We start from the raw sequence: 12629 nt of genomic DNA, 5'->3' as shown, positions 1-12629 counted from the left end.
GTCGTCCTTCAGGCCTCACGGGTATCGGTTCCCCGCTCGGTGAGGACTGCTTCGAGGTCGAGGGCCCAGTGCAGCAGGCGCTCGTCATCGCCGTCACGGCCGACGCACTGGAAGCCGAGCGGCAGGGCGCCCACGGGCCGGGCGGTGGGGATGGTGATGCACGGGAGGCCCACGCCGCTCCACGGCAGGGACATCACCGAGTCTCCGGCGCTCTCCAGGCCGAGCGGTGCCGGTCCGGTGGCGGCGGGGGTGATCCACAGGTCGACGCCGTGCTCGGCCGTGGACGCGGCCAGCCGGTCACGGAACGCCTCGCGTCGCGCCAGCGAGTCCGCGTGGTCGGACGCCTGGGCGCCCTGGCCCTGGCGGATGGCCTCGGCGGTGCGCTCGTCGTAGAGCTCCTCGTAGCGCGCGAACCAGTCGGCGTGGGCCTGGGACAGCTCGTAGAGGTTGATGACGAAGAAGTCGAAGACCTCTTGTTCGAAGTTCTCGAACATGGGGACGCTCACCACGTCGTAGCCCGCCGTGCGCAGCGCGGCCACCTGCTCGTCGAACGCACTACGGGCCTCCGGCTCGGCGAAGCCCATGTACGGACCCTCCGGGATGCCGAGCACCGGCCGGCCGGGTTGCGCCCGGTCGGGCCGCCAGTCGTCGCACAGACAGCTCGCCGCCAGTGCGACGTCGGCGACCTGGGCGGTGATGATGCCGACGGTGTCGAAGGTCGGGGCGACGGGGAGGACACCGTCCAGCGGAATGCGTCCGTGGCTGGGCTTGAAGCCGACCACTCCGCAGTACGCGGCGGGGCGGATGAGCGACCCGATGGTCTGGGTGCCGATGGCGAGCGGCACCAGACCCGCGGCGACGGCCGCGGCGGAGCCGCTGCTCGTTCCGCCCGGTGTGTGCTCCAGCCGGTGCGGATTACGGGTGGGCCCCGGCGCCGTGACGGCGAACTCGCCCGTCACCGTCTTCCCCGCGATCAGCGCCCCGGCCTTGAGCAGCCGGTCCACGACGGTGGCCTGTGCTCCTGCCAGGGCCTCGGGCGGCAGCGCCGAACCCGCCCCGGTGGGCAGCCCCTCGACGTGGATGATGTCCTTGATCCCGACCGGAACGCCGTACAGCGGAGGCCGGTCTCCCGGCTCGGTCCCGCTCTGGGCGGCGGCTTCCTGGGCCGCGTGGGCCAACCGGTCCGCCCGGCCGGGCTCCGCCACGAAGGACTGGACGGTGCCATCCACCTCGGCGATGCGCTCGATGGTCCTGGCCGCGTACTTCTGCGGCTCGACGGCACCTGTCCGCAGGCTCTCGGCGGCGTCCGTCAGTGATGTGGGCTGAACAAGATCTTCCATGGTTTCCTTCATATGTTCCGGTCGGCGGGCCGAGGCCCGTCATCGCTGCTGTGTGTCGCCGAGCGTCTTGCTCCCGGTCGCCGGGGTGAGGTCCTCCTCCGGAGGGGCCGCCGGCCCACTCTCCTCGCCGGTGGGCACGGCCCCCGGCGGGGGAAGTTCCTCCACGTCGGCCAGCGGGATGTCGAGCACCTTCAGATACCGCCGCGCCGCGTGCAGGGTGATCGCCAGCAGGGCCATGGCCGCCGCCAGCACCAGGATGGCCCGCTCCACGCCCGCCGCGTCGGCGAGGATGCCCGCTCCCAAGGGGCCGATCCACTGGACCCCTTGGATGAAGAAGCGGCTGGTCGCCGCGACCCTGCCCTGGTACTGGTCCGGGACCAGCCGGACCTCGTACGACTCGGTCACGACGTTCATCGGCACCATGCTGACCATGCCGGCCATCACGACCAGGCCGATCTGCCACGGCTGGGAGACCGTCACCACCACGGCGAACGAGGCCATGAAGACCCACGCGGAGATGATCAGGACCCGCCGTGCGCCCAGCTTGCCCATCAGCAGCGGGCCGAGGACCGCTCCGATGACACCGCCGGTGACCGCGAGCGAGGTGGCGAGACCGACCGCCGTGGGCCCGCCTCCCCGGTGCTGTACCAGCACCACGAAAAGCAGGATGAAACCCTCGGCGACGGCGTTGAGTACGGCGCCCCAGATGAGCGTGAACACCAGGTAGTCGCTGCGCCTGATCATGCGCAGGCCGTCGCCCACGTCCTTGGCCAGGCTGGCCCGCGGCCCGTCGTCGGGGTGCCGGTCCGGGCCGAGGGGCCGGCGGATCAGCAGGGAGCCCAGGGTGACGAAGAGGAAGGAGACCGCGTCGAAGAGGAACGGGATCCAGCGGCCCATCGAGTACAGCAGGCCACCGAGCGGAGCGCCGATCAACTGGGCGACCATGTCCCGGCCCATCCCTTGGGCCGTCGCGGTCGCGACCTGCTCCTTGGGTACGATCCTGCGGAGAACCGGCATCGAGACGCCGACCCGCAGTCCGGCCGCCAGACCACTGAGCAGGGCCATCGCGCCGATCGGGGTGATCGAGGGGTCGCCCCTGTACACCAGGAGGGCCACGACGCCCATCGACACTGCCTGGACCAGCGGTACGAGACACAGGATGGCGCGGCGGGACACCCGGTCCGCCAGCGCCCCGCCCACCGCGAGGGTGGCCAGCTTGCCGACCATGTGCAGGACGGTGATGACGCCGGCCTGGGCGGCGGATCCGGTCAGGTGGAGGACGAGCAGGGGGAAGGCGAGCGTCGACACGCTGGTGCCCAGCGTCGACAGGCCGTTCCCCGACCACCAGTACATGTAGTCGCGGTCCCGCCACAGCGACGGGGGGCCGACCGAAGCCGGCTCGGTCTCTTCGGGACGCGCCTGCGCCATGGCTAGTCGTCCTCTGTCCTTTGTCTCCACGCTTGTCCGGGCGTGTGCCGCCGACTCTCCGATGCATGCTGGCCGATGGGGAACGGGCCGGGCCAGGCAGCGCACCGGCAACTCGCGGGGCGGGAATTGCCGCTCGATCGACCCGGACTACGGTCGTACACCTCGATGGTCCCGGCGCGGATCCGGCCCACCGCGTCATCGGATCAGCCCTCGGCGGCCGGCCCGGCGCACCGCGGCCGGAAGAATCGCGACGCCCACGCAACCCGTTGTTCACCAGGAGGAGGCGAGGCGTGATCGCTGAGGTGGTGCCCGCCGGGGTGCGGGCGCGGGAGGCGTTCGACGACGACGGCCCGGACTCCGCCATCACCCTCTTCGCCACCGAACAGGCGGTGGTGGACGGGGTGCTCGATGAGCGGCGCAGGGAGTTCACCACGGTGCGCGGGTGCGCCCGTGCGGCGCTGACCGTCCTCGGGGTGGCCCCGGCGCCCTTGGTGCCCGGCCCCCTGGGCGCACCCGGCTGGCCTGCCGGGGTCGTGGGGAGCATGACCCATTGCCGGAACTACCGCGCGGCCGCTGTCGCGCTGACCGAGGACTTCGCCGCTCTGGGCATCGACGCGGAGCCGCGGGAGCCCCTCCCCCGCTTCATGGCGGAGCGAATCGTCACGGACGTCGAGGCGCGCTGGCTCCGGCAGGACTTTCCCTCGGCTGTCGCCCTGCCACTGGACCGTCTGCTCTTCTGCGCCAAAGAGGCTTCCTACAAGGCGTTCTCGCCATGGACGGGAACCCGTTTCGGCTTTCGGGACTTCACCGTTCGGCTGCGGCCCGACGGCACGTTCCACATCATTCCCCCGACGCCCGAAAAGCCCATTTCGTCCCCCGACCCAGCAGGACTCACAGGGCGCTGGACGGCATGTTCCAGCCTCCTCCTGTCCGTGGTGGCACTTTCAGCCAGCTGCGCACCCAATGACCACCTGGACGGTTTGACACCGAAAGCAGGGAAAAATTGGGATAATTGGAAGCAATCGACCAGGTGAGCACGTGAGCTTCATCATCCGGCAATGATTTTTTAAGCCAATCTTGCCTGTCCGAGAGTAAATCGATGCGGTACTTTCAAGCCGTCATGAGCGTTCGTCGACTTGACCGATGCCCCTCCGGGACCGGCGGCGTCGATCGGGCTCGGGACAGTACGGCGTTTCCTGTCCGGGCACCCGGAAGCACGACATGACGGGGATCCGCCGGGAGAAGGGATGTCTCGTCGAATCCGATCCGACGCCCGAAACCGTCGACCGCCTCCCGGGCTCGTGGGACCGCGGCCCACCTCGCAGCTGAGGTACTGGCCGTGAACCAGACATGAAAGGCGACCGATCAGTGCAGGACACCTCGAACGCTGGTTTCCCGCCTCTTCGAAGAGGGCTGCGCATGCGACACGGGCAAGCAGGTCCATGCCGCGCCGTACCTCCACTCGCACTCGCTCCGCAAGGAACGAACAGGTACATGCTGATGAATTCAGCACGTACGCCGACGCCCCTCGGACCTGCCGGCGAGTCAAAGCCGACCGAAACCGGAGCGGTCCGAGCCATGGCGCTCAGCCCAATTTTCTGCCACCTTCACAACTCCCACTCGGATGAAGTTTTCGAGTAGGGTCCTCCATAATTATACGGAGAGGCTTCACTGAAGCCGCTCGTCAGCGCACACGCGAACTCCTGGTGCCACAAGCGCCACCGCTCGCCTGTCGGTACCACCGCCCTCATAAGGAATGCGGCGACCGGGATTTCGCATCGCGCGGATGCGCCCGACTGACACTGTTAATCATTAACGGGGGCTTTATATGCCGATTTTGAAAGAACTCTACACTTTCGACAGAACAGACATTCATCAACTCCGCGACTTCCTTCTCAATCAACGCAGACTATCCGGCTGGACGCAGGAGGAGCTCTCCGACCGCTCCGGCGTCAGTGTCCGGACCATCCGCAATCTGGAAACCGGCTCCAACACCAATCCACGTCGGACCTCCGTGAACCTGCTGCTCACCGCGCTCGGCGCAACCGCCACCGCGTTCTCCGAGCCGGCGCCCTGGGTCAGCGGGCGACGGCCGGCGCTCGGGCAGCCTCCAGACCCCCACTCCGACACGACAGCGCTCCCGCCGTGGCAGGGCCCCCGGCCCTTGGGGGACGCCTTGGTGGGCCGCCAGGCCGACTTGGGGCACGTCCTCTCGGCCGCGCAGCGCAGTCGGCTGATCGTTCTCACCGGACCCGGTGGCGTGGGCAAGACCCGCATCGCCCTGGCCGCGGCATCCCGGCTGCGCCCGCTGTTCCAGGGCGGAGTGGCCGTCGCCGAACTGCACGACATCCCGCCCCAGCATCTGGAACCCGCCGCTTCAGCAGCTGAGTTGACGCGTGTAGTACGGCGCCTGACCAGCGACGACGGCGGTGCGCGTGGCGGTGCTGGAATCGGGCGGCGGCTCCTGGTCCTGGACAGCGCCGAGCATGTCTCGCAGCAGACGGCACGGGTCGCGCGGCAGCTCCTCGACGAGCATCCCGGACTTCAGATCATGGTGACCTCGCGCCGCGCCCTGGCTGTCGGCGCGGCCGAGACCTGGGAGGTCGAGCCGCTTTCGTGCGACCAGCGGGACAGCTCGGACACCGAGCTTCCGAGCGCGGTGGAGCTGTTCCTGCGCCGGGTACGGGCCAGCCTGCCGACGCTCGACCTCGGCAACCGCCTGCCGCTGGTGCAGCAGCTCTGCCGACTCCTCGACGGCATGCCACTCGCGATAGAAGTGGCCGCGCGAGGACTCAGATCACTCCCTCTCACCACCCTCCTGCACGACGGGACGCTCTTCCATCTGCTCGCCCACGTCGACGCCGGCGACCTGTCGCGGCACCGCACGCTGTCGGACAGCGTGCGGTGGAGCTACGACCTGTTGCCCGCGCCTCACCGCGAGCTGCTCCGTGAACTGTCCTCGCTGCCCCGCACGTTCTCCCTGGACGCGATCCCGGCCCAGGCGGGCGGCGGATACGGAAGCACACGCGTCGCTCATCTCCTGGCCGAACTCGCGGACGTCTCACTGGTCCAGATCAATCGGGGGCAGCAGTACAGATACGGGATCCACGCCCTCGTGCGGCACTGGGTCACACAGGAGGAGCGCTCGACGGGCCTCGGACGGCCCAGCGAGCGGGGCCGTGAGTGGCCCGCACTCGCGGGCAGCGCCTGACGCCGAACTGCCGACGCGCCGCCAGGGACGGCGGCGCGTTCACGCCGACGCCGACCCGGCGGCCGACCTGACGGCCTCGAGTGAGAAGTGCTGCGGGCCGTCCAGGCTCGACAGCATCAGCTCCTCCAGCCACGGCAGGCAGGCCTCCTCCAGCTCGGTCGTGTGGTCCAGCCTCCGCAGCAGTCGCTGAAGCACCAGCACCAGCCATCCGCTGCCGCCCTGCGCCGCACGCTCCCGCTCGAAGGAGTAGAGCCAGGTGTAGAGGCAGGAGGCAGCCGCGTGGTGGACGCTGTGCTCGATGGCCTGATCCTGCCCGTACGTGGAGGCGGCGTCGGGCGCTTCGGCGGCGATCCGCCCGTAGAAGTCCGTCCGGCGCTCGGCGAACTCACCGAGAACCTTGACGAGCGCGGCGCCCTCGGGCTCGGCGAGTTCGCGTTCCGCGATGCGGCGAGCCTCGGCGGCTGCCGGGCCCCAGCCCCGGGTGATCTCGTCCTCACAGGCGTTGGTCAGCCGCAGCGCCCTGCCCGACGGATGCCACTGCGGGGCATCCTCGGACCAGTCGAAGAGCTGCCGCAGTACCTCTTCCCCGCCGACGGCGGGACGGTCGGCCACTCGCGCCACCGCCGGAAGCTGTGAGGCGATGCTGTGGAGGTTGACGTGCGTGGTCCCCTCGAAGATGCTCGCGATCGCATGGTCGCGCTGGAGCTTCTGGAAGGCGCCGGAGGCCACGCCCTCCCGCAGATAGCTCCGGGCTCCGAGAACCCTGGCGGCTTCCTGCACGACCTCCTCACCGAGGGTGGGGACGAGGTACTTGACCACGGACGACCACAGGCTGAGCCGGGACGGCACGACGGAGAGCGAACGCGCCACCGGCAGCGCCGTGCATTCCGCGATCAGCAGGTCCACATGGGAATTGACCAGATGCCGCCGGATGACAGGGAGCCGGTAGATCTCCTGTCCGTAGAGCACCCGCTCACGCGCGTGACGCAGAGCGATCCGCAGCACCGAGTCCATGGTGCCGATGGACAGCGCTCCGATCGCCGTTCGGGTGATCTGGAGCACCTGAATGATCTCGACCAGTCCGGCACCGGGGCGCCCGAGGAGTGCGCCGGCGGGCACCCTGGTGCGGTCGAAGGTGATGCCGCTGAGGTCGTGCCCGCGCAACCCGACAGTCCTCACGAACGGGTGGTTGGTCCAACTACCCTTCTCCATCTGCTCCTTGTCGAGGAGCAGCAGGGAGGACCGCGAACCGCCGATCGCCGCGTAAACGGTGACGAAGCGGCCCCGGGTCGCGTTGCCGACGGGCCACTTCTCTCCGGTCAGGAGGAAGTCGTCGCCGTCGGGCTCGGCAGTGGTCTCGTTGGTGCCGAGATCGCTGCCGTGGTCTGGTTCGGACACCGCGAAGCAGGCGAGCTCTCCGTCCAGGAGGGCACCCGCTACCCGCGCGCGCTGCTCGTCGTTCCCCCACAGCCACACCGAGTTGACACCTAGGAGCGCGGAGCCGAACATCACCGCGAGCGTCAGATTCCGGCGTGCGAGCGTACGGGTGAGCAGGAAGAGATCTTCGAGATTCCGAAGCCGGCCGCCGAACTCCTCGGGCACCAGGTACCCACTGAAGCCCCACGATCTGAGCAGCTCCACCGCTCCTGGCGGGAGGCTGTCGTTCTCCTCGTGCGCCACGATCTCGGCGAAGCTGAACGGGCCGCCCTCCGCGGCCGGGTCACCGAGCGTCCGCTCCAGATCGGCGACCAGCGCGTGTACCGGGCGCTCCACCGCGTGGCCGCTCATACCAGGGGGCTGTCGACGCCGTAGCGGCTGAACATGCTGCTCATGGCTTCCGCGTCGGGCAGCTCCGCCCGGCCCTCGGCCACCTCGGCACTGACCAGCTCGATCACGTCGCTGACCCGCTCCAGCTTCATGGCGGCCTCGGGATTCAGCGCCTGGAGGGTGAAGAGATCCTCCAGGTTGTAGCCGAGCTCCGCGAGGACCAAGGAGTGGAAGCCGAGGTCACCGACGAGCCGGTGGTCGAGGTCGATCCGGTCCAGCTTGCGTGGCGCGACCACCTGGACCATGCCGATCACCACGGGAGCGATGGCCTCGCTGCCGATGGCTGCAGGAGTGTGAGTCATGACATCGACGCTAGGACCCGCCGATCACCGGGCCCAGGCAACGGGCCCGGCAAGCGCGCGGCAACTAGGGGTTCTGTCGAACACCCTGCCTGTGAGGTTTCATGACGCTCCGTCAACTTGCGCAGCCGCGGAAGTGGACACGGTCCGTCGTCGCGGCGGGGCCATCGGGCCAAGGGGGCGGCCGTGCCTGCGGGGGCTGAGGCCGGACGGCAAGCGCACGCCGCGAGCGCCGCGGGCGCGGGCCGGGGCACGCAGGACCGGTGTGATCCGAACCCGGAACCCGTGCGTGATCCACGCAGAGCGCACGGCCCCGGCACCCTCTCCATCTGGAGTGTTTCCGCCGAAGTTGCCGCCCGGCTGCCTTGCCGGAACCGGACGCGGCGGTGAGGCTGACCGGCATGAGCACAGCGGACAGTACACCTGCAGTCGACTGGGTCAGTGCCCGGTTCTCCGTCGGGAAGCCTCGCCTGAGGCTGATATGCCTTCCGCCTGCGGGCAGTGGCGCGGGCACCTTCCGTGCCTGGCGGCCTTACGTCCCCGAGCACATGGAACTGGTGCCGGTGGAGCTGCCGGGCCGCGGCTCGCGGATCGACGAGCCCGTACCGGACGATCTCGACGCACTGGTCGAGGCTCTTCTCCACGGCCTTCAGCCTGAACTGACCATGCCGTACGCCCTGTTCGGTCACAGCTTCGGAGCCGTGGTGGCGTACGAGCTGACGCTGCGGATCGAGCGGGCGGGGCTGCGGCCGCCCAGTGCCCTGCTGGCCTCGGCGTCCCGCGCGCCGCATCTGGCCCTGGTCCGGGAGCCGATCGCGGCCCGCCCCGACGACGAGTTGATCGCCTGGCTGCTGAGCACCGGCGGGCTGCCGCGCGAACTCCTGGCCTTCCCGGACTTTCTGAGCGATCTGCTGACGGCCGTCCGGGGCGACCTGGCCCTCGCTGAGGGCTACCGCATTCCGCACCCGGTCGGCGTGAGCTGCCCGCTCTTCACCTTCGCGGGCGAGGAAGACACGGTGGCCCCGGTGGCGCAGGTCAGGCCGTGGGCCGCGTACACCCCGGCGGAGCACCGGACCCGGGTGCTGCCAGGCGGTCACTCGTTCCCGGGCACCCACCCCCGGCAGACGATGTCAGCGGTGCTCGACGCGCTGCCGGCTCTCCGGTGAGGCTCACCGGCTGGGACGAGAGACCGCTCAGGAAGTTCGAGTACACATAACTCGGCGGGCCTGTCGGACGGGCCTCGGCGACCAGGTCGCACAGGCTCTCCAGGAGGGCCGTCAGCTCGGCGCGGGCCAGGAAGGCACCGAGGCAGAAGTGGGGCCCGTAGGCGAACGACAGGTGCTTGTTGGGGGTCCGCGCCAGGTCGAACTCGTCGGGCTCGGCGAAGACCCGGCCGTCGCGGTTCGCGGAGGCCAGCCAGGTGGTGACGATGTCGCCCTCCTCGACGAACTGGTCACCGAGGAAGAGGTCCTGGGTCGCGGTACGCCCGCTGTGCAGAGCAGGGCTCGTCCAGCGCAGTACCTCCTCGACCGCCGAGTCCACGGTCACCTCGCCGGACTTGAGCGCCCGCCACTGGTCGGGCCGGTCCATCAGCGCCTGGAGCCCGCCGACCATCGAGAAGCGGGTCGTCTCGTGGCCGCCCATGATGATGCTGTAACAGTTGAAGACGATCTCCTCGTGCGTGAGGGGCCGCCCGTCGATCTCCTTGGTCACCAGCAGGCTGACGACATCGTCGTACGGCTTGTCGTGCCGGGCGGCGGCCAGCTCCGAGAAGTAGAGCAGCAGCCCGTTGCGCGACGCCCAGGTCGCCTCCTCGTTGGGGAGCCCGTCCTCGGTGGACAGGGCGGAGGAGGTGAGCTCGATGATGTGCTGCCGGTCGGACGGCGGCACGCCGAGCAGGTCGCAGATGGCGGCGAGCGGGATGTGCGCGGCCACGTCGGCGGCGAAGTCCACCTCGCCCCGCTCCACCGCCTCCTCGACCAGCCGCCGGGTACCGCGCCGCACGCTCTCGACCACCACGTTGAGGGAGCGCGGCGAGAACGGCTTCAGCAGGGCGCTGCGCAGCGCCTTGTGCGGCTGTCCGTCCGTGACGGCCAGCATCCTCCCGGCCGCCGAGTCACCGCCGGCGAGCAGGGTGTCCAGCACGTTGCCCCGCTCCGAGGTGAAGCTCCCGCTGTCGCTGAGCACCGAGACGACGTCCGCGTATCCGCTGATCACCCAGAACCCTGGACGGCTACTGCTCTCGGGCTGCCAGTGCACCGGCGCCTCGGTCCGCAGGCGGCGCCACAACGGCCCCAGGTCGTGGTGGGCGTGCAGGAGCGGATCGGCGAGATCGACGGTGTCGAGCGGACCCTGCTCGAGCGCGGGGCGGGTGTCCATGGGGCGGTTTCCTCGGACTCGGTTACGGGCGGGCGGCAGCGGAACGGTGCGGTACGGGTCGGGTCGGGCTGGAGCGGACGGTGCGGGGCGGACGCCGGCGGCTGGGCGCCGTCCGGGTCAGCGCATCGGCTCGGTGGGGCCGGGGAAGAACGCCGTGGTGGCGCCGGCTGTCTCCGCGCCGTCCACGGTGAACTGCTGACCGGAGATGAAGGACGCCTGCGGCGAGGCCAGGAAGTGGAACACGTCCGCGATCTCCCCGGGCAGGGCGTGCCGCCGGGCCGGGATGCGTTCGTTGACCTCGTCGAGCATCGCGTCGGTGTACTCGGCGCGCTGCATGGGTGTCAGTACGGCGCCGGGGGCGACACACGCCGTCCTGATCAGCGGGCTCAGCTCCACGGCGAAGGTCTGGCACAGCGAGGCGACGCCCGCCTTGCTGGCGTTGTAGTCCGCGTAGAGAGGGTAGCCGCGCGAACCGTTGACGGACGCCGTCGCCAGGAGCACTCCGTGTCCCTCCCGCAGCATGTGCGGGACGGCGTGCCGCCACAGAGCCAGGACGCCCATCAGATTGACGTCCAGGGTGCGCCGGGCGTCCGCCTCGGTCAGGTCGAGGATGGAGTGCCGGACGCTGATGCCCGCATTGGCGATGACGACGTCGAGGCGGCCGCGGTCGGCGTGCACCTGGTCGACGGCCTCACCCACGGCGGTCCAGTCGGCGATGTCGAGCATGACCGTCCGGATCTCACCTCCGCCCTCGCGGGGGCCGTCCGCCGCGCCCCCGGTGAGTGCCTGGATGTCGAGATTGACCACATGGTCACCCGAGCGGGCGAACCGCTCGGCGGTGGCGAGTCCGATTCCGCTGGACGCGCCGGACACGATGACTGTGCGCATGATGCTTCTCCTGCTCCTTCCGCCCGATCCGGTTCAGACGATGACGCGGTGGTTGCCGAGTGCGTATCCGCTGAAGTTGCGGCGCAGGTTGCGGCTGACGGTGAGCTTCTTCAGCCAGCGGTCGGTGCCGTCGTACCGGGCCGTGAACGACCGGCGGCCGTGCACCGCACGGTAGTTGTCCACGATGAGCAGTGAGCCGGGGCCCACGGCGACGTCCTGCTGCACACGGTGCAGCTCACCCATCAGCCGGTCGAGCGCACCCTCGGCCTCGGTGTCCCCCGGTGCGACGTCCATGAACGGCCGGTCGATGCGCAGGTAGGGGTTGAACCGGTCGCCGGACAGCACGGCGGTCGGTTCGGCGCTGCTGATCATCCCGTACAGCTTCTCCAGCGCGGGATGGCCGGGGTCCTGGGCCTCCAGCTGCCGTATGTGCTCGGTGTCCGGCATGATGCGGAAACGGGCCTCGGCGAGCACCGCGCGGTCGTGGTCGCTCAGCCGGACGTCGCGGACGGAGGCGACGATGGTCGGCACCAGGTCGGGGTTGCGCAGTCCGAAGAGCATGAGGTAATCACAGCGGTTCGGGTGAAATCCGTCCTCGGTGTGGAACTCCAGCAGGCTCTCGCTGCCGTAGCCGCTCTGCCGCTGCTCGTCGCCGCGGATCGGCAGGATGTTCTGGATGATGCGCCCCTCCTGGAGGGTCGCCCAGCCGAACGGGTCGCCCAGCGCCATGCCGCACATCGCCAGCCACAGCTCCTGGGACCGGGCCGCGTCGGAGCGGATGGCGTGGCGCCAGTGCTCCGGTGTGGGTCCGAGCAGCGCGTCGTCCACCGGGAAGCCGTGCACCAGGCACGCGGCGGACCGCTCGGTCCTGCGGTAGGAGAGGAGGAACCTGCGCAGACCGGCGGGCAGCAGTTCCTCGGCCGTGTGGGCCTGGTCGTAGAAGTCCGGCAGGCCGGGCACCCCGTACGCGCCGCCAAGTCGTGCGGCGGCCTCCTCGAGCTGGGTGATCTCGGTGGTGTCCAGGTGGTACTCGGCAGGAGTGTCGCCGCGGTCCTCCCCCGGCCCGACCGCCGCGGTCACGTCCGGGGAGGGTGCGTCAACAGTCGGAGTGCTGCTTGTCATGTCGGGTGTCCTCACCTGGTCGTGACCGCTCTGGGTCGTCCGTCGTCCGGTCCTGTGCGGTCCGCGCCGGGTGGCCGGGCCGCGTGGTGGTGCGCACCGGACCGGCCTGGCAGGGTCCCGGCCGTACGTGGTCCA

9 protein-coding genes and 1 pseudogene are annotated in these 12629 nt (G+C 69.9%); 3 read left to right on the top strand and 7 right to left on the bottom strand.

The annotated features are described in order from the left end of the window. Positions 1–8: 8 nt before the first annotated feature. Positions 9–1340 carry an amidase gene (locus IG90_RS0119480; RefSeq protein WP_030585857.1) on the bottom strand — a complete coding sequence of 444 codons (1332 nt, stop codon included), beginning with the start codon at positions 1338–1340 and terminating at the stop codon, positions 9–11. A gap of 39 nt (positions 1341–1379) precedes the next feature. After that, positions 1380–2768 (bottom strand): MFS transporter, encoded by a 1389-nt coding sequence (locus IG90_RS0119475; protein ID WP_030585855.1) that lies wholly within the window; start codon positions 2766–2768, stop codon positions 1380–1382. Between the two features lie 290 nt (positions 2769–3058). On the opposite strand from IG90_RS0119475, the gene IG90_RS0119470 reads away from it, so the two are divergent. Next, positions 3059–3802 (top strand): 4'-phosphopantetheinyl transferase family protein, encoded by a 744-nt coding sequence (locus tag IG90_RS0119470; RefSeq protein ID WP_030585852.1) that lies wholly within the window; start codon positions 3059–3061, stop codon positions 3800–3802. Positions 3803–4596: 794 nt separating this feature from the next. Continuing rightward, entirely contained in the window at positions 4597–5979 is a 1383-nt protein-coding gene (locus IG90_RS0119465) for an ATP-binding protein (RefSeq protein ID WP_030585851.1), read from the top strand. Between the two features lie 39 nt (positions 5980–6018). On the opposite strand, the gene IG90_RS0119460 is transcribed toward IG90_RS0119465, so the two are convergent. Then, the gene (locus IG90_RS0119460; RefSeq protein WP_030585849.1) at positions 6019–7767 is read right to left on the bottom strand and encodes an acyl-CoA dehydrogenase family protein; all 1749 of its coding nucleotides are present in this window, start codon (positions 7765–7767) and stop codon (positions 6019–6021) included. Next, a complete protein-coding gene (locus IG90_RS0119455; protein ID WP_030585846.1) occupies positions 7764–8108 on the bottom strand; it encodes an acyl carrier protein in 345 nt (114 codons plus the stop codon). The genes IG90_RS0119460 and IG90_RS0119455 overlap by 4 nt, the downstream gene beginning before the upstream one ends. 398 nt (positions 8109–8506) lie before the next feature. On the opposite strand from IG90_RS0119455, the pseudogene IG90_RS42140 reads away from it, so the two are divergent. Continuing rightward, positions 8507–9181: pseudogene (locus tag IG90_RS42140) on the top strand (thioesterase II family protein); the annotation flags it as partial. On the opposite strand, the gene IG90_RS0119445 reads toward IG90_RS42140, so the two are convergent. The 3 genes from IG90_RS0119445 to gntD all read right to left on the bottom strand — a co-directional run bounded on the left by IG90_RS0119445 (position 9141) and on the right by gntD (position 12494). Then, positions 9141–10484, bottom strand: a complete 1344-nt coding sequence (locus IG90_RS0119445) for a cytochrome P450 (protein WP_033894396.1) — start codon at positions 10482–10484, stop codon at positions 9141–9143. The pseudogene IG90_RS42140 and the gene IG90_RS0119445 overlap by 41 nt on opposite strands. Before the next feature lie 117 nt (positions 10485–10601). Then, positions 10602–11372, bottom strand: a complete 771-nt coding sequence (locus tag IG90_RS0119440) for an SDR family NAD(P)-dependent oxidoreductase (protein WP_030585842.1) — start codon at positions 11370–11372, stop codon at positions 10602–10604. A 33-nt stretch (positions 11373–11405) separates the two neighbouring features. Continuing rightward, positions 11406–12494, bottom strand: coding sequence for a guanitoxin biosynthesis L-enduracididine beta-hydroxylase GntD (gene gntD / locus IG90_RS0119435; RefSeq protein ID WP_030585839.1), 1089 nt, complete (start codon positions 12492–12494; stop codon positions 11406–11408). Positions 12495–12629 lie beyond the last annotated feature (135 nt).

The organism is Streptomyces anulatus, assembly GCF_000721175.1.
Lineage (GTDB): Bacteria > Actinomycetota > Actinomycetes > Streptomycetales > Streptomycetaceae > Streptomyces > Streptomyces anulatus_C.
The sequence above is the reverse complement of the archived record's forward strand: the minus strand, read 5'-3'. Positions and strand labels throughout refer to the sequence as shown.